The organism is Bdellovibrionales bacterium, assembly GCA_019750295.1.
In the GTDB taxonomy this organism is placed as follows: Bacteria; Bdellovibrionota; Bdellovibrionia; order Bdellovibrionales; family JAGQZY01; genus JAIEOS01.
Window position 1 is genome coordinate 19,358 of the sequence record JAIEOS010000002.1, and the last position, 19,634, is coordinate 38,991.

Here is a 19,634-nt window from a genome sequence, read left to right on the forward strand (position 1 = left end):
GCCGTTCAATTCCCAGACGCAAAAGGTCTAAAACCAGGTGCTGGTTTGAGACCTTTTGCGTCTGGGAATTCAGCCTTGGGCCTTTTACAGTTTCAATTCGTTTTCATTGGGGGGAACAGTTACTCATTTTTGAAGGCGTGTGATAGCTATATCCCCCTATGAGCACCTTCGCCCAGCGATCTTTATGGAGCCTGCCCAAGGGAACCACAGGGATTGTTAAATTTATCAGCCAGGATTTGGAGTCGTCCTATCGACAGAGACTTCTCGATTTTGGAATTTCTCCCGGAGCGGAAATCTTCTGCCTTCGTCAATCCGTTTGGGGTGGTCCACGCGTGTACCAAATTGGCGATCTGGCCATTTCTTTCGAAAAGAAAATTGCAGAAATGATTCTTTTGGAGGCTCAATGAGCCAAATCCTTTTGATTGGAAAACCGAATTCAGGGAAGACACTGCTTTTTAATCGACTCACCAACTCCAACAATCGCGCGGCTAATTTTCCGGGAGCCACCGTAGAGATTAAGCGGGGCGTTTGGAACAACTACTCACTGACCGATTTTCCGGGAACTTACTCTTTGACTCCATTGACGAGTGACGAAGAGCTGGCCATCACCCAATTTAAAAAAGCCGTGGAGGGGAGCGAAGCTCAGGTTGTCATCTGCGTATTGGATGCCACTCGACTGGAAGTGAGTCTTAACTTTGCACTGCGAGTGATGGACTATCTCAGTGATAAGTCGGCGGCGCTCGTCTTTGCCGTCAACATGATGGATGATCTTGAGTCCAATGGGTTAAAGATGGACTTGTACGGACTCTCGGCAAGCTTAGGTGTGCCGATGGTGGGAGTTTCGGCGCGTTTACAGAAAGGCTTTCCAGAATTGCTCGCTGTCGTTGAGAAAGCTATGTGCGAGACAGCGGTGTCTGATAAAAAACCGATTCGGTCGTACAACGAAAAGGACATTGCGGGAACAGCAAAGCGGCTGACGCAAAGTTTTGGTCCCAAAGGTGACGTGTTGATCAAAAGGATGAATCGACTGGATCAGATCTTTTTATCGTCGTTCTGGGGTGGAGTTTTGTTTTTAATCATCATGCTTTTGGTTTTTCAGTCGGTGTTTGCGTGGTCGGTGCCGATGATGGATGCCGTCGAGGGAGTGATTGGATTTCTTGGTGAGCAGGTGAGCGGTCTTTTGCCCGACGGTGTGATTAAGGATTTTATTAACGATGCTATTTTTGGGGGCCTTGGAGCTTTTTTAGTCTTTGTTCCACAGATTTTTGTTCTCACATTCATCATTGGTCTCCTTGAGGATTCGGGATATCTGGCTCGCGTGGCTATCATTTGTCATCGGCCGCTGCAGTTTTTTGGACTTTCGGGAAAAAGTTTTATTCCCTATCTTTCGGGCCATGCGTGCGCGATCCCGGCGATTTATGCGACACGAATTATTGAATCTCCCCGGCGCCGATGGATTACGTTAATTACATTACCACTGATCGCATGTTCGGCGCGTTTACCGGTTTACGCGCTTTTTATCACGGCACTCATCCCGGCGGTTTTTGTTTTTGGAGGATTGATTTCCCTCCAAGGACTTACTTTTTTCTTCCTTTTTATCTTGGGTTACATCGTGGCTCTTTTAGTGAGTGCCTTAAGCGCTCGCTTTCTCTTCAAGAACAAGTCGGATGCGCCATTCATTATTGAGCTTCCCCAATACCGTTGGCCAGTGCTTTCCCCGTTACTGTTGCGATCACTAAGAACGGTATGGCGTTTTTCGAGAGATGCCGGTCCTGTGATTTTTATGGTTTCTGTTGTCGTTTGGTTTTTTTCTTATTTCCCGAACGGCAGCGGGCATTTGGACTCCTCCTGGCTCGCGCAGCTCGGTCACTGGATTGAACCTCTCGTGGCGCCCCTCGGTTTAGATTGGAAGTATGCGGTAGCGATTTTAGCGTCGTTTCTCGCGCGCGAAGTTTTTGTAGGAACCCTGGGGACTTTTTATGGCATCGAAAAGGCGGAGGATAGCGTCTCGAGTTTATCTGAGAGTATCAAGCAAGATGGTGTCACTTTGGCATCGGGCATGGCACTCTTGGTCTTTTACGTCGTAGCACTGCAATGCGTTTCCACGTTAGCGACGCTTCGTCGGGAGACGGGAAGTTGGAAAATGCCGTCCCTTTTATTTATCGGTTACACTGTGCTCGCGTATATTCTCGCTCTCATCACGTACCAAATCTTAAATTAAATGAAATTATAACCAGTCTAGTCGAGGGGCTGTTCAGTAGGGCTCAGTGAGATCCTAGGACTCCGTTTTTGAGACACATTTCAACAGAATTGCGAGTGGAATCCAACCGTGGCATAATAGAGGTTCATATACAAATATGGGAGGGGAAATGAATTCCTCAGTTTTTCAATCACTCAGCCATTCAATCAAAAAACTAGATTGGGTTTCGACACTGTTCCTGACGTTGACCCCCATCGCCACGGTCGGTTTCGGTATTTATTACTTTAGAACAGAAACCTTTAATCCCTGGTTTATACTTCTCTTTACGTTTTTTTACTACGCGACGGGAATGTCCATCACCGGCGGATACCATCGCTTGTTTGCGCACAAGAGCTACGAGGCCAACACCGCGGTCAAAATGTTTTATCTCCTTTTTGGAGGAGCCGCTTTTCAAAACTCTGTTAAAAAGTGGGCTAGCGATCATCGCATTCATCACCGTTATGTCGATACCAATGATGATCCTTACTCGATCAATAAAGGATTCTGGTACGCGCATCTCTTTTGGATGTTTTTGAAGGAGGAAGATCAGTCGAAGGAAGGGTTACGTAAAACCTACTCCAGAGATTTAGACAAAGATCCTCTGATTGCTTGGCAGCACAAATACTACGTGCCCCTCGCCATCGGGATGGGTTTTGTTCTACCGGCTTTGATCGGAGCCGCCATGGGCTCTTGGGTGGGTGGACTTTTCTTTGGTGGACTTTTGCGAATGGTGATCGTGCATCACTTCACTTTCTTTATTAACTCTCTTTGCCACTTCTGGGGATTTCAACCTTATACCGATACGAATACGGCTCGTGATAATGGTTTGCTCGCGGTTTTTACCTACGGCGAGGGTTACCATAACTTTCACCACTTGTTTCACGCCGATTATCGTAATGGAATTCGTTGGTATCACTTTGATCCCACCAAGTGGATGATCAAGGCTTTTGCTCTGTTGACGCTTGCGAAGAATCTAAAGAAAGTTCCCGACTACGAAATCTTTCGCGCCAAAATGATTATGAAAGAAAAGCGTTTAGCGGCAAAGGCACAAAACCATCTCACGTTTGTCGAATCGACTTTGGCGCATTTTAAAGTCAAAGCCGACGAGGCTCATCTGCGTCTCGACAAACTCCGAGCCGAATACCAACAGTTGCGCGAGAGCTTCGATAACTCTTACGCCGAAAAATTAGCGAACATCAAAAAAGAGATGGCTCTCGCTAAACGCGAGTTTAATTACTGCTGCCAGCAGTGGCGCTTGTGTTTGAGTTATTAGTTTACTCTTGAATAGCTTTCAACGAGTTACCAATTCGGGGTGAGATGAACAACCTTCACCCCGTGCTCTGCGTACTTTTCGTACATGTCCTCGGTGAGTTTTCCGGGGCCTGCCACCGCTAGAATAATCTGAATGTTGGAATTACTTTGGGTGATTTGTCGAAGTAATTTCATCTTGCGGAGAACGTCGGAGCCCGAAGCTTTATTGTAGTCTTTATTTCTTCCTAGATATTTGACTTCAATCAGATAGATTTTATTGTCGGGTCGAATCGAAAGCACATCCATCCGGCGAGTTTTAAGATGAGTCAAGTCAGCCTCACTTAAAAGGTGGCCATTACTTTCCACCTCTCGGTCCCAGTTGGGAACGATGTCTTCCATATGTTGTTCCATTGAACGTTGATAACCAAATTTAATCGCCGCGAGCATCTCCGCCATGATCGTGGTGGGGCTCACCATGGTGCTTACGACCATGTCACTCAGTTTTTGAAAGTCGTCACTGCGAGGATCAAGAAGAGCTCTCATTTTTACCTTATGTATGTCTAATGTTTGATGCTCTTGAAAGTATTCGATTCGGGATCGACTCACTTTAACGGTTTTCGTAATCTGTTGCAGATAACCTTCGAGGAATTCTCGCGGGACATTCGAAAAGCGGTAGTTCAAGATCTGTTGCAGCTGATACTGATGGGTTTGAGCGACAAATTTCAGGAATTGCGCTACCGATAAATCTTGATGCTCACGAAAGATTTCAAAACGGTCGGTTTTGAGAATCTTCATGACCGAGACTAAAAATTGAAAGTCCCTTTGGACTTGAGAACTCGTGCTGCTTTGATAGACCAGTGGGTCCGATTTTTTAAGAAAAATATCCGTGCAGATGCGCGCCGAAGCCGAGACGGGCAAAGCGATTGAGACGAGTGCAACCCCAAAAATAAATAGTCTTCTCACCATAAAAGGCCTCCCCAGATAGCCAGTTTATTTTCCCTTTTTTGAAGACACCGCGACGGTACCTTTGACCCTTAAAAAAGGACATCTGTTCTCAAGGAGTTTGTAAGAAATTCTCAAAACTTAACAGAAACTAGGAAGAGAATGCCTAGAGGTGTTCAGAGTTGCTGAATTAATAGGTTTTTCTTAGGCGTGAATGGGTTTAAATAAGCCCGAAATGTCCTGCTGTTTGTAAGGTAAGGATTCCGTGGTGTTCACCCATGTTTCTGGAGTCTCCATGCAGAGGAAAATTTTCCAAGCCGGGTCTTGGGCTTTAAACGTATCGATAATAAAACGAAACATGTCTTCGCGGAGGCGTTGATCGTAGCGCATTTTTCCACCCGCACTTTTAAAGACTTCCGCTCGATTGACCATGCTGTCCATTCCAAAACGCTCGCGCATAAAGTCCTTCTGCTCCGGCTGAAAGCGAAGGGCTCCCAAAGAAATATAGGGAAGATCTTTGGGATGAAATCGTCGCGTGATCTCCATCACGAGGTCCGAATAGTTTTGCTTCCAGTCCTCATGCCATATCACCGGATCCATATGGAAAGCGATGTTAAAGCCTTTACTTAAGCATTTCTCGGCCGCAGTCAGGCGTTCTTCAAGACTTGCCGTCAGATATTCTTCGGCGCTGATCACTGGCTGAGGATTGATGGACCAACTGGCAATGACGTTATTTCCGTGCTCGCAGTCGAGAAACTGATCCACAAAATCAGACTTAGTTTTAAATTCGAGGCGCCACTTGGGTTTGTTCTTAAAAAACTCAATCAGCTTTCGAGAGTATAAAGTGAGTGGGTCAAGGCTTAAACTATCAATGACCTCTCCCGTGCCCACGCGAACCGCGTCGTGCTGATTGTTCTGGTAGATGTCCTCGAGCTCCGCCAAGGCCTGATCCAAGTTGGAGTAAATGATCGAGTAGGGGGTATTAATGAATGATTGCAGGTAGCAGTAGGAACAGTCCATGTTGCACTGAAGACCCAGATTGAGAACAAAGTAGTTACAGCAGGCGAGGCCTTTTTTGGCGCCCGGGCATCGTTTAAAAAAATGCCCCTGATGTCGAGTGATAAATAAATTCTTCTTACTGCGTTCGAAGCTCTCGACGGAGAGCTCCCCTCGGTCGGGTAAGGAGGGACGGTCTGCCACCACTTGGATTTTTTCGCGGGGAAACATTTGGTAAGCCCGCTGGGCCACCTCGCTCTCGATGCTGTCTTTATGGATAAACACGTTTTCGAAACGCTCTAGGCTTTTCATAAAGGCGTCTCCTTTTGAGAGATTTCCTCGAGAGCTTTAATCTTATTTTTTAAATCTTCAGGCGACTGCACCAAAAACTTCACCTCAAGTCCGCTGCGATCTCCGATTCGCGTCCAGCGTTTTGAAAACGACTTCGTCCACGGCAAAGACATCAGTCGTTCTTCGATAGATCTGTCCAGAGTCTCCGTCTGCGGGTAACGAATTTTACGCAGTCGTGCGATCCATTCTTCAACCATCTCTTCTGGAAGAGAGAATAGATCCGAGATCGGCGTTTTCATCAAATGCAATTCCACCGCAAGCTCTAAGAGCTGGGCCCCCTGATTTCGCGACAGGGATTTGCGGGTGAAGTGTTCTAAAAAAGGTATAAACGATGATTGTTCTTTAAGACTCAACAACGGCGAGATCTCTCGTGGGGAAATCTCATGCTCTTGCATCCAATTCTGGAAATGCGGAGGCAGGGTGAGGGCCAGTTCTACGGTCTTTTCCATGCGAGTATTCCAATTGTAGGAATAGGCTCTAAAGATCTGATCCCAGGCCAGTTGATTTGCGAGTCCTGCGGACCGGCTGCAGGAGAACAATCGCGAGAGTTCCATGAAAGTTAAATGAGGATATATTTGCTTGAGGGCCTCGGGGAAATCTTTATGGCTAATGTCTTGTGACAATAAATCCACAGGGGCGCTTTTGGAACCCGTCTCAAAGTGATTGAGTGCCCACGATCTCCACACGAAGACAGGGAAGATCTCCGGGGTGCTTTGCGAGGGTTTAAAGTCGAGGCCGAAATTGACATTGATCATTTGGACATTTTCACTAACACGGACTGTTTTTTAAGTCCAATTGCATATATACTAGGACGCGAGGAGTGGGTGTGAGCGATAAAAAACGTCAAGTTCAAGTGATTGGGGATGTCATTTTCTTCAGTTACAAAAATATTTCAGAATTCGCTCAGTTCGATGAGGTCTACGTTTGGGATCTCGATAAAACCTACTTAGATACCCACTGGCAGTCTGTGAAAGACATCTTTCGCGCGTCCTTCGCAGACAACTACCATCGTAACAATGTTCCTGGGACCTCTACCCTGGTAAGATGCCTCAAGCAAAACTGGCAGCAGAAGCGAGGACAGGATGTCTTTCCCATTTTCTTTATTACCGCCTCTCCTCCACAAATGGAAAAAAAGATTCGCGAGAAATTAGAGAGCGATGAGATCCTTCCCCTCGGAATTTTCTTTAAAGATAATCTTAAAAATCTTTGGCCGGGACGATTCTGGAAACTCCGCCAGCATGTGGGCTATAAGGTGACCGCCCTGATGTATTTGCGCGGTTTGCTCAAAGAGGAAGTCACTCAAGTCCTTTGGGGCGATGACAGCGAAACGGATGCGATCATTTATTCGCTGTATTCGGATATATGTTCGCGGCGACTGCGCGGGGACGAGGAAAAGGTTCTCAAGGCATTTCAATGCACATCAGAGCAGATCCAGCGCATATCTTCCATGCAGCAGCAGGCGGCCGAACTCGATCCCGTCGAGAAGATCTACATCAACCTCGCGGTGGACACCGACCCTGAGTATTACGGGAAATTTGGGCGTCGAATGATCCCTAGCTATAATTCGTTTCAGATTGCTCTCGATCTTTTTCAGGACAATCGACTGTCTTTGGATCATGTGGTTCGGGTCGGAAAAGATCTTTCTACAAATTACGGTTTTTCTTTGGATGAACTGCAAACGTCTTTTGACGATATGATCCGCCGACAAATTATTGGTGATCAAACGTTGCAGAGATTAATTCCCGAAATGATCGATCAAAAACTTTTGAGCCGAGATTTTTCGCCTTCGATTCAACCCTACAAGATCACTTCGGACGTGGGCGAAAGAGTTTTTGATATATCTGGTGTGCACGAGCCCTGGGTTCCTGAGCGCATTGATTACTTTCACGACTATCGCTAATTTTAGGCGTTAAAGCTCTATATTTAATGGAAATACAGCGTGGACGGACTCTTTCAACGTCAGTCCTTTAAAGCGAACTCGAGTCAGCACCTGCTCAAGACAGGCGTGATAGTCGGCGGACTTCATTTCCGAACGAATGATGGTCGACTTCTCGATGACACCGTTCGGTGAAATCAAGAGATCAAATACAGTTTCGCCCCCGGAGATTTTTCCACCTTCTTTTTTGTAGTATTTTACCAGGCAGGCCTGGAAAAACTTTTTGTTCAGCAGTAACGTTTGAAAGATTTGCTTTTCGATCATGTTTTGAGGGGTGGAGTCTTTGAGAGAAATGTCTTTGAATGTCGTCTCGCTCAGCATCGGCACTTCGCTGACTAAAGCCTCTCGCACCGTGGAAAATTCGTCATTTTGAATGATGGCGCCGCGATAACTGACGCGAAAGGAGCTGCCTGCGGGTTTTTTAATTTCGCCAAAGATGAGGCGAAGCTCATTCACTTCGCCATCCTGATAGATTTCGACCTTAGAGAACGGCATCACCCAAACTTCCCCCTGCGTGGGCAGAAAGAACAAAATTTTACTATCGGCATGGGTGATGATGAGATCTTGATGATGGAGGTTTGACTCTTTAGTGACTGTTTCAAAGGGAAGTGGGGAGATTTTTTGAACAGTTCCGATCACTTCTTTAATCCCCAGGAGATTTTCTTTTTTAGACGATTTTTTAAAAAAAGATTCAAAAAACTGCGGGGGAAGAAACACAATGCAAAAAACTCCCGCAAGGAGAGCGGTGAGTATCAAAAGAGACGTGCGTTTCTTCATGGAAAATTATTTAGCCTCGGGTTTTGCGGCGGGCTCTTGAGCGGGTGCCACATCGCCAGGCTGCGGAGTGACCGGAACCATATCTGTGGGCTGAGTCGCAGTGGGCGCCTCGTTCGCCGGGACTGGGATTTTTGAGAAGACACCGGTTTTTGGCGGCTTAATGGCTAAAGTGATCGCAATGCAAAGAACGCCAAAGACCACTGCAGTTCCACGAGTGAGTTTAGTAATAAAATCCGTGGCGCCCGAGGAGCCGAGAACTGAATTGGATCCTCCTCCACCAAATAGACCTGCGCCACCGCCTTTAGGATCTTGAATCATAATCAATAAGATCAAAAAGATTGCGACCACGATGTGTAAAATGGCGAGTGTAGTAACCATTAATTCCTCCGGAAAGGAGTCAATATAGTGTTTATCCGTTCCCGGCGGCAATGACTAAAAGCGGAGCCTAATGCGTTATGTTAACTGGCTTTGGTTTTGGATTTCGCGGGAATCACGTCCATCGTGCGCCAGTAGGCGGCGATCAATTGCGGAACTATTTGGCAAAGGCGAATTTCAGCATCGTTGAGATTTGACGACACTTCGAAGCGGGCCGAAATAATTCCACGGAGGAATCCGTTACTGATAATGGGCAAGACGATCATGGTGTTGAAATGAATGGCCTTGAGATTGTCTTTGACGAAAGACAGCATGGCATCATCTTTTAGACTCTCGATAAATAGCGGCTTTTGGGTGCGAAGCACATAGTCAATCTCTGGGTATTTTTCGATTTGGAGTTCGAACCGAGCAAAGTCCTCTTTATCGCTCGAGGCAATCACCGTGGGTTTGGTGTCATCGAAGGTGATCAGGGAAATTCTCACAGCGTTGAGAGCAAAAGCCAACATGCGGATCAACTGATAATGAACTTGTTCTGCGGGGGTGGGGAGGGTGATGGTCTTCGCCAAGAGTTCTACTAATCTTAAATAGTAATTTGCATCCCGAGAATTTTTGTCTTCGGTCTCCTCTACTTTCAGTACACGTTTGCGCGCCTGGAGGTGAAGGGCAATTCGAGTTAAAACATCGATGGGTTTTGCCGGTTTAACCACGTAGTCGTGAGCGCCTTGAGATAAACAGGCCTCAACATTTTGCTGTGCATTATGATGAGAGAGAACAATCACGCGGACTTCATTATTTTCAATCATCTGTTTGCTGTTGAGAAATTTGAGACAATCAAAGGCAGTAAAATTGGGCATGGTGAGATCGACGAGAATAAAGTGGGGACGGGTCTCCATAATTTTTTGACCGGCGTTTTCGCCATCGTAAATCGCACTGGCTTTAAAGCCGCTGTCATTGAGGTAAGTCATTAATTTTTTTGCCGAAGTGACCTCTTGATCGACAATTAAAATACGGACTTCGTTATTATTTCCCATCGCAATCTTATCGGAGCAATATGCTTGATAATGAAGGGCCCTGTGGTCTAGTCTAGGGCGGGTCAAAGGCGCCTTAAAACTATGAAATTTATTGTGTTCGAAGGGCTCGACGGAGCCGGCAAAACAACATTGATCAACCAGGTGAAGACGTATCTGGAAACCTCTCAGATGTCCTGCGTGTTCGTGCGCGATCCAGGAGGAACTGTTCTGAGTGAAAAACTCCGTCACCTCATATTGGACCCCGACGGAAGGCCTGTGCCTAAGGCCGAACTTCTGATGTATGAAGCGTCTCGCACTCAGCTCGTGCACGAGATCATTCAGCCGTCTCTCGCTCAAAAAAAATGGGTTTTAAGCGATCGCTTTTACTCCAGTACGATTGCTTTTCAGAGCCAAGCTCGCGGGCTTGAGCGCAAGGATATCGATTGGCTCAATCATTACGCCTGCAACGGAATTGTGCCAGACCTAGTGATCTTTATTGATATTCCGGTGGAAGAGAGCCAGCGTCGCCTCCAGCAAAGAACTGCGGCGACGAATACGAAACACGATCGTATGGAAAATGAAAACAAACAATTCCATGAACGAGTCCGAAAAGGCTATCTCCTGCAAGCCGAGGAAAATCCAAAAGGCTGGTTGGTTCTTGATGGCATGCAAACACCCGAGCAACTTTTTAAAATTGTGCAGAATGATTTTAAGGGCAGACAATGGCTCAGCTAGCAAGCGAGATTTTTGGCCACGAAAAAGTAAAGCTCGGGATTCATAATCTTCTTTTACAAAAAAAGTTTTTTAACTCGAGCATTTTTTCCGGTCCAGATGGCATTGGAAAAAAGAAGCGAGCGATGGCGATCACCCAGGAGTTGAACTGCGAGCATACACCCGCTTGCGGTCATTGTCCGATGTGTTTGCGAGTGGCGACGGTTCCACTAGAGGTGATGCGCCTTATTGAATGCGAAACCGAAAAAATTAAAATCGAACAGATTCATGAAGTGTTAGATTTCGTGACTCATACCTCTTGGATTCCTCATCGTGTGGTCGTGGTCGATAGCGCCGAAAGGTTAACCCTATCAGCGGCGAATGTTCTGTTAAAAACTCTGGAAGAGATGCCCTTTGGTGTTCACTTTATTTTTGTGACCTCACAGATTTCGCAAATCCTTCCAACGATACGTTCTCGCTGCCAAGTGCTCACCTTTGAGCCTTTGGCGGATAAAGATCTTAAGACTATTTTCCCAGAGAGCTTACCTTGGCAAAGACAATGGAGTGCGGGCCGAGCCTCACTGTTGCAAAAAATTATGACGCCGGAATGGCTCGATCTTCGAAAGCAAGCGATCAATTACCTCCATGCTTCACAAAACTCCGACGTTTTAAAGCAGATGTCCGAGGCTTTCTCTGCCGGGGAAAAAATGGAGTTCGTCGTGCACTGTTGGCAAAGTTATGTGCGCGATGCGGTGGTTAAAAACATGGGGATGGATCTTCCCCTTTACAATAGCGATATCGAGTCTTTTGTCGAAAAATTCGCAAAACATCCGGCGCTTTTTAAACTCTATGATAGTATGAATGAAGCACGGCGCGATTCCCAGGGTCATGTGGATAAAAATTTAATTCTCGAGAACCTATCGTTCCAGCTGGTGTAGAATGAGTGCAGTGACAGATTTTCAAAAAGTAGATAGAGAAGTCGCAAAATACTTGGGATTAGGAAATGGCCCCTGGATTGATATTCACGCTCATCTCAATTTTTTAGAGGCCAGTCCTGAGGAAAGCATTCTCACGGCGCAAAAGTACGGAGTCCAACGCATCATCACCATCGGCACTGAGCCCAATGATTTATCGATCGTTCTTGGGTTAGCTCGTAAACATTATCCAACGGTCTGCTGCACTCTGGGAATTCACCCGCACGAAGCCCAACTTTTTACGCCCGAAATCGAAAAGCTCATTCTCAAAGAAGGTCCCTCTAAAGAGGTGGCCGCCGTTGGCGAGATCGGTCTGGATTATTACTATAACAACTCACCCCACGACGTGCAAAGAGACGCCTTTCATAAGCAACTTGAGCTCGCAGAAAAATTAGGACTTCCCGTAGAAATTCACACTCGAGATGCCGAGGCCGACACCATCGAGATTCTCGAAAAATTTCGCGGAAAGGTGAAGGGTGTGATTCATTGTTTTACAGGCACCATGTGGTTGGCCGAAAAGGCCTTGGACCTCGGTTTTAACATCTCGATGAGCGGGATCGTCACTTTCAAAAACGCCCAAGCCCTTCGCGATGTGGCCAACTACGTCCCCATCGACAGGCTGCATATCGAAACCGATTCTCCCTTTCTGACCCCAGCTCCGTTCCGCGGCGTAAAAAATTCACCACACTACGTCGTCTTTACCGCTCAATTTATATCTGAGCTCAAAAAGATCCCACTCCCAGAACTCTCCCAGCAGCTTCTAGAAAACGCCTACAAAATGTTCCCCAAGCTCCCGCCAATTTCCTAGCCCCGAATTGACACAGACCACCCCATCCTTTACAACCGTAACCATATTCTAACGCACGAGAATTTTTGGGTTTTATTTAAAGGTTTTTATCGGACGCTCGAACCCGAGTTCCGCTTCCCGCGGCTTGTTTGAGCGGTGAGAGTGTCCGATAAAAACCTTTAAATAAAACCCAAAAACCCCGGCAGATATTTTCGGTGAGGAGACACATGGCGAAGTTAAGAGTTGGTATTAATGGTTTTGGTCGTATTGGTCGAGTTTTATTTCGTGCAGGTTTTGATGACCTTGAGATCGTTGGTATTAACAATTCTTCGGGCGAGCCGGAAGAGCATGCGCATTTGTTGAAGTATGACAGTACTCATGGAGTTTATTCTAAAGAAGTCACTAGTGATGATAAGCATATCATCGTCGATGGTAAGAAGATTAAGATGTCGGCAGAAAAAGATCCTTCCCAAATTCCTTGGGGAGACTGGGGTGTAGATCTTGTCCTCGAGTGCACGGGGAGATTCAAAGACACAGCCGAGAATCAAGGTCATTTAAAAGCCGGTGCAAAAAAAGTAATGATTTCTTCTCCGGCAAAATCGGACGCGACGTTTGTTTACGGTATTAACCACAAATCCTATGATCCTGAAAAGCATGTGGTTGTGAGTAACGCTTCTTGCACGACGAACTGTTTGGCGCCGGTGGCGAAAGTGCTCAATGATAATTTTAAAATTGCCCGTTGCTTGATGACGACGATTCATGCGTTTACCAATGACCAACGGATCCTCGATAGTAGCCATGATGATCTTCGTCGTGCGCGAACCGCATCCATGTCGATGATTCCTACCACCACTGGAGCCGCAAAAGCGGTGGGTGAAGTGCTTCCCGAACTCAAAGGCAAATTCCACGGGATCTCTGTTCGTGTTCCAACTCCTAACGTGAGTCTTGTCGATCTTAACGTGCAGTTCGAAAAAGAGACGACGGTGGAAGCTGTCAATGCCGCACTCATCGCTGCGTCTCAAGGTGATCTTAAAGGTGTTCTCGCTTGTGAAAAGCGTCCATTGGTCAGTATCGATTTTAATGGAAATTCTGCAAGTGCCTCCGTAGATCTCATGAGCACGGTGGCTTTAGACAAAACTTTCTTTAAAGTCTTAGCTTGGTACGACAACGAGTTTGGATTCTCTAAACGGATGGTCGATTTAGCCCTGTACATGGACAACGTGAAAAGCATAGGCCAACGCTAATGATGAAAACTTTAAAAGACATCCCGGATCTCAAAAACAAAAACGTATTTTTGCGTTTAGATCTCAATGTGCCCTTAAAGAATGGTGAAATCGTTGATGACACGCGAATTCGCGAAGCGCTTCCGACCGTGCAGTTTCTGATTGAGCAAGGGGCGCGTATTGTGATTGGATCTCATCTGGGGCGTCCCAAGGGAGATGGCGAAGAGGATCGAAAAAAGTTTTCCTTAGAGCCGGTCGCGGAAGATCTCGCCCAAAAACTCAATCGCGAAGTGGTTCTTATGGAATCACCGGATTCCGACGCTCCTCGCGGTTTGTTAGCGGAGGGACGATTTGATAAAATCATTCTCTTAGAGAATCTCCGGTTTCACCCTGGGGAAGAGAAGAACTCCAACGAGCTCGCGCAAAAGTGGGCCAAGTATTCTGACATTTACGTGAACGATGCCTTTGGGTCCTGCCATCGCGCCCATGCGAGTATTGATGCTCTTCCGAAAGTGATGCCGCAAAAGTATGCGGGCTTTTTGATCGAAAAAGAACTCAACGCCCTTTCGAAGATTCGCAACGCCCCTGAAGAGCCTTTTGTGGTGATTCTCGGGGGAAGTAAAGTGAGCGATAAAATCGTCGTTATAGAAAAATTTTTAGATTCGGCTCAGTCGATTTTGGTGGGCGGGGCCATGGCCTACACCTTCTTACAGGCGATGGGCGTATCGGTCGGTAAGTCGCTCGTCGAAAAGGACAAAGTCGCTTTAGCGAAAGAGCTCATCGTTCGCTTTGAAGCGCGTGACAAAAAATTTATTCTTCCCATTGACCATATCGCCACTCGTGCTTTGACGGATTCCGACGGAGCCATCGCTACAACGTCCGAGAACATTCCAGCAGATATGATGGGAGTGGATATCGGACCAAAAACGCGAAAGCTTTTTGCAGAACATATCTCTCAGGCAAAAACAGTTTTCTGGAATGGACCTATGGGAGTTTATGAAACAAAGCCCTTTGATCAGGGTTCGTTTGCCATCGCCGAAGCCATGGCGAAGGCGGAAGGTTATACCGTTGTCGGCGGTGGAGACTCTGCGGCAGCCGCCATGGATTCCGGATTTGCCGATAAGATGGATCATATTTCCACCGGTGGAGGAGCGAGCCTTGAATACATCGAAGGAAAAACTCTTCCTGGCATTAAAGTGTTGGCAGGCAAATGAAATCATTTTTAGTGGCTGCCAATTGGAAGATGAACAAAACGCTGAGCGAGGCTGAATCGTTTCTCAAAGAACTTAAAGAGAAAGTGTCATCATCGTCGAATGCCAAGGCTTTGATTTTTCCATCGGCCATCAGTTTGTCTTCGTGTCAAAAAATTTTAGGTGAGAGCGCCATTGCTTATGGGGCGCAAAATTGCCACTTCGAGGACAGCGGAGCGTTTACAGGTGAGATTTCGCCTTTAATGCTCAAAGACGTCGGTGCCACTCATGCTCTTGTGGGACACAGTGAGCGACGTCACGTGTTTGGTGAAACCGACGCAATGATGTCTAAAAAGGTCGCCGCCTTGGTGAAACATAATATTTGTCCTGTGCTTTGTGTGGGAGAAAAAGAAGACGAGCGGGTGGCGCAACAAACTTTGGGACGAATTCGTCTCCAGTTAGATATGGGTCTCAGTCTCGTCGATAGCGCCGCCAATGTGATCATCGCCTACGAACCGGTTTGGGCGATAGGGACCGGGCGCGTGCCTTCGCTCGATGACATCAAAGAGGTTCACTCATTTATTCGCAGTGAACTTTTTAAGAAGTGGGGCGATCGCGGAAATACGGTGCCGATTCTTTATGGGGGCAGCGTCACTCCGCAAAACTCGAAAGACATTTCCACGGTTCAAGATGTGGGCGGATTTTTGATTGGTGGAGCGAGTTTAAAAATCGCCTCTTACCTCGACATATACAATAGCTTGTAAAAGGAGTTTGGGGTGGAGCTGTTAATTACAATGGACATGGTGAAAGAAGCTCAGGCCTTTCTTAAAGATAAGACCGAGCACACGCAGTTGCGAAAATCGCGCTGCCTTCCTGATACGGTTCATATCAAGTGCGAAAATTTGCAAAAAACGGGAAGTTTTAAAATTCGCGGAGCTCTCAACCGCATGCGCTTTCTCTCCGAGGCCGAAAAGAAAAAAGGTGTGATTGCCGCATCTGCGGGAAACCATGCTCAAGGCGTGGCGTTCGGGGCGAAGCTTTACGGGATCAAAGCCACCATTGTCATGCCGGAGACGGCACCGATGATCAAAGTTCTAGCGACTCAGAAGTACGGGGCCGAAGTTGTTTTGCACGGCGATTATTACGATCACGCCTACGAAAAAGCCTGCGAAATTGCAAAAAAAGAAGGATTAGTTTTTGTTCACCCTTATCAAGATCCTTACGTGATCGCTGGTCAAGGAACCATCGGACTAGAAATTCTTGAAGACTTCGCACAGGTCGATCAAGTGGTCGTCCCCATCGGCGGAGGGGGTCTCATTGGTGGAATTTCATTTGTTCTTAAGACCATCAATCCCAAGATCGAAGTGATCGGAGTTGTTTCCGAGCAGACCCAAGGAATGCGCCAATTGAAGGAGGGAGATATCGTCAGTGCTCCCACCTATGTGAATACGATCGCCGATGGTATTGCCGTTAAAAAACCAAGCCCTGAGATGTTTAAAAATTATATTCACCCTTACGTCGATCAAATCGTATCGGTGAGTGATAACGAAATCGCTGAAGCCATCGTGAATCTTATGGAAAAAGATAAGATGATTGCCGAGGGTTCGGGTGCCGCCGGAGTGGCCGCGGTGATTGCTAACAAATTCAAATTAAAACCCAATGCCGTAGTCCTTGTCTGTGGCGGGAATATTGATCTCAATACGATGTTCTCGGTCATCGAGACGGGTCTCCGCCGCAAGGGCCGACATACTCGGATTTCAATTATTGTGAGCGATTTACCGGGACAATTGGCTCGCATCACCCAAATGATGGCCAAAGCGCGTGCAAACATTCTCGATGTGATGCATGACCGAGTTTCTTCGGAGCTTTCAGTGCGAGAAACGCGAATTGATTTCCTACTAGAAACTTCGGGCATCGAGCACGCCAAACAGATTGAAGACATGCTAAAAGACGCTGGAGTTCATCTTCTCAAAGGAGAGCATTCATGAAAGTATCTCCCGAAATTCAAAGTTTAGTTCCTTACACACCGGGAAAACCGATCGAAGAGGTTCGTCGCGAACTCGGCCTAGACAAAGTGTGCAAACTGGCGAGTAACGAAAACCCTGTGGGTGTAAGTCCCAAGGCGATCGCGGCAATGCAGGCCGAACTTGCGAATCTCAATCGTTATCCAGATCCCAGCTCCTATGAGTTGCGGGGTTATCTCTCTCAAAAATGGAATTTGCCGGCCGATAATATTCTGATCGGGAATGGTTCGAATGAGCTCATCGATCTTTTAATTCGTGTGTACTGCGAGCCGGGTGATCACGTGATTGTTCCCGAAAAGTCTTTTATTGCCTATTCGATCTGTTCCCAAGCGGCTCGAGTTCAGGTTTTAAGAACGCGAGTGGACTCAAATCTTAAGATCGATGTCGATCACTTGGTCGAAAATCTAAAATCTTCTACTTTTGGCAAAGCTAAGATTTTATTTTTGGCGAATCCAAACAATCCGACCGGGACCTATCTCAATCAAAAGGATTTCGATCGCATTCTCGAAGTGGTCGGTGATCGCGACGATCTTCTGGTCGTTGTTGATGAAGCCTACAACGATTATGTGCGGGCTTCAGATTACGTCGATACGGCGACCTGCTTGAAAAAATATAAAAATATTTTGGTTTTGCGCACTTTTAGTAAAGCTTATGGCTTAGCGGGATTGCGGGTTGGGGCTTTAATCTCTGGCGATCCTCAGCTTCTCAATTGGATTCACCGCGTGCGCATGCCGTTTAACGTCAACTCTTTGGTGCAAAAGGCCGTGATCGCGTCGATGGAAGACGCCGAGTACATCAAAAAATCTCAGCAAGTGGTTTGGGATGGTCTTGATTACTTTTATAAGGAGCTTTCGGCGCTGGGCGTGCCTTTTATTCCATCACAAGGCAATTTCGTCTTGTTAGATGTAAAGAGGGATGCTACGGAAGTCTTCCAAGAATGCCTGCGCCAAGGGGTCATTTTGCGAACGGTCAAGGAGTATGGTCTCCCGACCCATCTGCGAATGAGCGTAGGACTTGAAGACGAGAACAAATGGGCGATACAAGCACTGACACATACATTACAAGAAGGCCGGCAATGACCAATAGAGCTGGCGATAGAACTGTAGTCACGGTGGATGGTCCCTCTGCGTCCGGTAAGACTTCTGTGAGCCGTGAGCTTGCAAAAGCCATGAGCTGGGAATGGGTTTCTACCGGTGCATTCTATCGCGGTTTGGCTTGCGTGGCGCAAAAAGAGAATATCGATCTCGAGGATCGCGCCGCTCTCGCGAAACTGGCCACCAATCCCATTTGGTCCGTGCAAATGACTGAACCCGAGACTCTCGTGGTCTATAAAGGTCAAATTGTTAACGCCGAACTCAATAGCGAGAGCGTGGCATTGATCGCCAGTAAAATCAGTCAGTACTCCGAAGTTCGTAAAGCCCTGTTACAGGCGCAAAGAAATTGTTCCAAACCTGGAAAAACTTTAGTGGCCGAAGGCAGAGATTGCGGAAGCGTCGTTTTCCCCGAAGCCGTTGTTAAAATTTATCTCACCGCGACTCTAGATAGCCGTGTGATGAGACGATCGATCGAGCATTCCGAAAGTTTTGATCAACTGAAAACTCTCCAAGAAAAGCGCGATCAAAGCGATGCCGGTCGCAAACACGCGCCCATGCAAATTCCGCCCTCAGCCCATGTCATCGATTCGAGTCAAATGACCCTGCCGGAAGTGGTCTCCTTCATTAAAGAGATCATCGAAAAAACTTTCCAAGACGAAGGCTTAACACTTTAATTCAAACACGGATGAGTGCTTGCGGCTCTTGCGCTGATGTTCGGGCGAATTCGGACATTGATCTATGGGTGGGGCAATTTTGTCGGCGTCTCCATCTCTTTTAAATCCTAATGACGAAATTAATCGATTACAGCCGATGGAATAGTAAATTCTGTTCGAAAAAAATTGGTTATCCGTTTGCATTGTCTAGCTCTTGTTATTTTAAAAAAATATTGCAAAGGAGCAATCAATGGCTATTCCAACAACGAACGAAACTTACACGACACGCGCGCATGCCTACAATCATGATCATCCTCTCATCTGCTGGAAGTCGATTCTTGCAGGCCTATTTGTCGCTATGATGTCGATGATGGCCGCAACGGCTTTGGGTTTAGGAGTTGCGGCCAGAGTGACTCGCAGTGCGATTGAAAATGAATCTCACGGCAGCACTATAGCCACAGGAACAGGCATCTGGATTTTCTTGTCTGTTGTTGTTTCGCTTTTCTTTGGTGGTTTTTACGCCGCTCGCGCCGCAAGAATTTCGGATCAGCGCGTGGGGGGATCACAAAGTTTAGTGGTCGCTTCCCTCTTTTTTATTCTTTTAGTTTCTGGGGGCGGTAACGCGGTCGTTGGAATTTCGAGTGGAGTAGCTGGATTAGCGAAAGGGCTGAGCGCCGGTGTCGCTGATCTGTCGCAAAATCCGATGATCCAAGATACAGTGTCGAACGCGATTCCTCAGGATGTGAAAACCGATCAAAAGCAATTTGTGAACGGACTCACTTCGCGTTTACTTCGCGGCGACGTGGAATCGGCGAAAGTGTACTTTGCACTCAATACCGGAATAAGCTCCGCCGAAGCCGAGGCCAAGATCAACGAACTTAACGCTAAATTCGAGCAAGCCGCCAAAGTGGCCGGCGATAAAGCCGCAAAAGCATTATCCGTTTTAGGTTGGACATTATTCGTGACCTTCCTTATCGGCCTTGCTGCCGCCGTCGCCGGGGGAGTCTTCGCCGCCCGCTGCAACCTCCGCGACTCTGAGCCCCTCGCCCAGCTCCTATCTCCCTGAATCCGCTACCCCCAAGCCCCGTAAAATTCCAAACC

Annotated in this window: 20 protein-coding genes; 14 read left to right on the forward strand and 6 right to left on the reverse strand. The window is 47.0% G+C overall.

Going from position 1 to position 19,634, the window contains the following annotated elements; genetic code table 11:
- The first annotated feature begins 158 nt into the window (after positions 1-158).
- The 3 genes from K2Q26_00120 (at position 159) to K2Q26_00130 (ending at position 3,512) form a co-directional block, all read left to right on the forward strand.
- Positions 159-407, forward strand: coding sequence for a ferrous iron transport protein A (locus K2Q26_00120; GenBank protein MBY0313896.1), 249 nt, complete (start codon positions 159-161; stop codon positions 405-407).
- Positions 404-2,221, forward strand: a complete 1,818-nt coding sequence (locus K2Q26_00125) for a ferrous iron transporter B (protein MBY0313897.1) — start codon at positions 404-406, stop codon at positions 2,219-2,221. Before K2Q26_00120 ends, K2Q26_00125 begins: the two co-directional genes overlap by 4 nt.
- A 148-nt stretch (positions 2,222-2,369) precedes the next feature.
- On the forward strand, positions 2,370-3,512 hold the full coding sequence (locus K2Q26_00130; GenBank protein ID MBY0313898.1) for a fatty acid desaturase: 1,143 nt from the start codon (positions 2,370-2,372) through the stop codon (positions 3,510-3,512).
- A gap of 26 nt (positions 3,513-3,538) precedes the next feature.
- Here the strand turns inward: K2Q26_00130 and K2Q26_00135 are convergent, their stop codons facing one another.
- From K2Q26_00135 to K2Q26_00145, 3 genes are all read right to left on the reverse strand, one after another.
- The gene (locus K2Q26_00135) at positions 3,539-4,456 is read right to left on the reverse strand and encodes a hypothetical protein (protein ID MBY0313899.1); all 918 of its coding nucleotides are present in this window, start codon (positions 4,454-4,456) and stop codon (positions 3,539-3,541) included.
- Between the two features lie 180 nt (positions 4,457-4,636).
- On the reverse strand, positions 4,637-5,740 hold the full coding sequence (locus K2Q26_00140) for a radical SAM protein (protein MBY0313900.1): 1,104 nt from the start codon (positions 5,738-5,740) through the stop codon (positions 4,637-4,639).
- Positions 5,737-6,534, reverse strand: coding sequence for a hypothetical protein (locus K2Q26_00145; protein ID MBY0313901.1), 798 nt, complete (start codon positions 6,532-6,534; stop codon positions 5,737-5,739). Before K2Q26_00145 ends, K2Q26_00140 begins: the two co-directional genes overlap by 4 nt.
- Before the next feature lie 71 nt (positions 6,535-6,605).
- On the opposite strand from K2Q26_00145, the gene K2Q26_00150 reads away from it, so the two are divergent.
- Positions 6,606-7,679: a hypothetical protein gene (locus tag K2Q26_00150; protein MBY0313902.1), complete on the forward strand. Its 1,074-nt coding sequence runs from the start codon at positions 6,606-6,608 to the stop codon at positions 7,677-7,679.
- Between the two features lie 9 nt (positions 7,680-7,688).
- Here K2Q26_00150 and K2Q26_00155 read toward each other — a convergent pair whose 3' ends face one another.
- From K2Q26_00155 to K2Q26_00165, 3 genes are all read right to left on the reverse strand, one after another.
- Complete coding sequence (locus K2Q26_00155) at positions 7,689-8,492, reverse strand: hypothetical protein (GenBank protein ID MBY0313903.1); 804 nt, start codon at positions 8,490-8,492, stop codon at positions 7,689-7,691.
- Positions 8,493-8,498: 6 nt separating this feature from the next.
- Positions 8,499-8,870, reverse strand: a complete 372-nt coding sequence (gene secG / locus K2Q26_00160; protein MBY0313904.1) for a preprotein translocase subunit SecG — start codon at positions 8,868-8,870, stop codon at positions 8,499-8,501.
- Between the two features lie 80 nt (positions 8,871-8,950).
- Complete coding sequence (locus tag K2Q26_00165) at positions 8,951-9,898, reverse strand: response regulator (protein MBY0313905.1); 948 nt, start codon at positions 9,896-9,898, stop codon at positions 8,951-8,953.
- An 81-nt stretch (positions 9,899-9,979) separates the two neighbouring features.
- Here K2Q26_00165 and tmk point away from each other — a divergent pair, with 81 nt between their 5' ends.
- From tmk to K2Q26_00215, 10 genes are all read left to right on the forward strand, one after another.
- Entirely contained in the window at positions 9,980-10,612 is a 633-nt protein-coding gene (tmk, locus tag K2Q26_00170) for a dTMP kinase (GenBank protein ID MBY0313906.1), read from the forward strand.
- Entirely contained in the window at positions 10,600-11,526 is a 927-nt protein-coding gene (locus K2Q26_00175) for an AAA family ATPase (GenBank protein MBY0313907.1), read from the forward strand. The genes tmk and K2Q26_00175 overlap by 13 nt, the downstream gene beginning before the upstream one ends.
- 1 nt (position 11,527) lies before the next feature.
- Complete coding sequence (locus tag K2Q26_00180; protein MBY0313908.1) at positions 11,528-12,370, forward strand: TatD family hydrolase; 843 nt, start codon at positions 11,528-11,530, stop codon at positions 12,368-12,370.
- A 206-nt stretch (positions 12,371-12,576) separates the two neighbouring features.
- Positions 12,577-13,593: a type I glyceraldehyde-3-phosphate dehydrogenase gene (gene gap / locus K2Q26_00185; GenBank protein ID MBY0313909.1), complete on the forward strand. Its 1,017-nt coding sequence runs from the start codon at positions 12,577-12,579 to the stop codon at positions 13,591-13,593.
- Positions 13,593-14,786 carry a phosphoglycerate kinase gene (locus tag K2Q26_00190; protein ID MBY0313910.1) on the forward strand — a complete coding sequence of 398 codons (1,194 nt, stop codon included), beginning with the start codon at positions 13,593-13,595 and terminating at the stop codon, positions 14,784-14,786. The genes gap and K2Q26_00190 overlap by 1 nt, the downstream gene beginning before the upstream one ends.
- Positions 14,783-15,526, forward strand: coding sequence for a triose-phosphate isomerase (gene tpiA, locus K2Q26_00195; protein MBY0313911.1), 744 nt, complete (start codon positions 14,783-14,785; stop codon positions 15,524-15,526). Before K2Q26_00190 ends, tpiA begins: the two co-directional genes overlap by 4 nt.
- Positions 15,527-15,544: 18 nt before the next feature.
- Positions 15,545-16,750, forward strand: a complete 1,206-nt coding sequence (ilvA, locus tag K2Q26_00200) for a threonine ammonia-lyase (protein ID MBY0313912.1) — start codon at positions 15,545-15,547, stop codon at positions 16,748-16,750.
- Entirely contained in the window at positions 16,747-17,865 is a 1,119-nt protein-coding gene (hisC, locus tag K2Q26_00205; protein ID MBY0313913.1) for a histidinol-phosphate transaminase, read from the forward strand. The genes ilvA and hisC overlap by 4 nt, the downstream gene beginning before the upstream one ends.
- On the forward strand, positions 17,862-18,554 hold the full coding sequence (gene cmk / locus K2Q26_00210; GenBank protein MBY0313914.1) for a (d)CMP kinase: 693 nt from the start codon (positions 17,862-17,864) through the stop codon (positions 18,552-18,554). The genes hisC and cmk overlap by 4 nt, the downstream gene beginning before the upstream one ends.
- Before the next feature lie 229 nt (positions 18,555-18,783).
- The gene (locus K2Q26_00215) at positions 18,784-19,599 is read left to right on the forward strand and encodes a hypothetical protein (GenBank protein MBY0313915.1); all 816 of its coding nucleotides are present in this window, start codon (positions 18,784-18,786) and stop codon (positions 19,597-19,599) included.
- Positions 19,600-19,634 lie beyond the last annotated feature (35 nt).

Coding starts and splice junctions, on each gene's coding strand:
- K2Q26_00120 (MBY0313896.1), top strand. CDS start 159: ATGAGCACCTTCGCCCAGCGATCTTTATGGAGCCTGCCCAAGGGAACC.
- hisC (MBY0313913.1), top strand. CDS start 16,747: ATGAAAGTATCTCCCGAAATTCAAAGTTTAGTTCCTTACACACCGGGA.
- tmk (MBY0313906.1), top strand. CDS start 9,980: ATGAAATTTATTGTGTTCGAAGGGCTCGACGGAGCCGGCAAAACAACA.
- K2Q26_00180 (MBY0313908.1), top strand. CDS start 11,528: ATGAGTGCAGTGACAGATTTTCAAAAAGTAGATAGAGAAGTCGCAAAA.
- K2Q26_00165 (MBY0313905.1), bottom strand. CDS start 9,898: ATGGGAAATAATAACGAAGTCCGTATTTTAATTGTCGATCAAGAGGTC.
- K2Q26_00215 (MBY0313915.1), top strand. CDS start 18,784: ATGGCTATTCCAACAACGAACGAAACTTACACGACACGCGCGCATGCC.
- gap (MBY0313909.1), top strand. CDS start 12,577: ATGGCGAAGTTAAGAGTTGGTATTAATGGTTTTGGTCGTATTGGTCGA.
- K2Q26_00125 (MBY0313897.1), top strand. CDS start 404: ATGAGCCAAATCCTTTTGATTGGAAAACCGAATTCAGGGAAGACACTG.
- K2Q26_00130 (MBY0313898.1), top strand. CDS start 2,370: ATGAATTCCTCAGTTTTTCAATCACTCAGCCATTCAATCAAAAAACTA.
- K2Q26_00175 (MBY0313907.1), top strand. CDS start 10,600: ATGGCTCAGCTAGCAAGCGAGATTTTTGGCCACGAAAAAGTAAAGCTC.
- K2Q26_00190 (MBY0313910.1), top strand. CDS start 13,593: ATGATGAAAACTTTAAAAGACATCCCGGATCTCAAAAACAAAAACGTA.
- K2Q26_00135 (MBY0313899.1), bottom strand. CDS start 4,456: ATGGTGAGAAGACTATTTATTTTTGGGGTTGCACTCGTCTCAATCGCT.
- K2Q26_00155 (MBY0313903.1), bottom strand. CDS start 8,492: ATGAAGAAACGCACGTCTCTTTTGATACTCACCGCTCTCCTTGCGGGA.
- K2Q26_00140 (MBY0313900.1), bottom strand. CDS start 5,740: ATGAAAAGCCTAGAGCGTTTCGAAAACGTGTTTATCCATAAAGACAGC.
- tpiA (MBY0313911.1), top strand. CDS start 14,783: ATGAAATCATTTTTAGTGGCTGCCAATTGGAAGATGAACAAAACGCTG.
- cmk (MBY0313914.1), top strand. CDS start 17,862: ATGACCAATAGAGCTGGCGATAGAACTGTAGTCACGGTGGATGGTCCC.
- secG (MBY0313904.1), bottom strand. CDS start 8,870: ATGGTTACTACACTCGCCATTTTACACATCGTGGTCGCAATCTTTTTG.
- K2Q26_00145 (MBY0313901.1), bottom strand. CDS start 6,534: ATGATCAATGTCAATTTCGGCCTCGACTTTAAACCCTCGCAAAGCACC.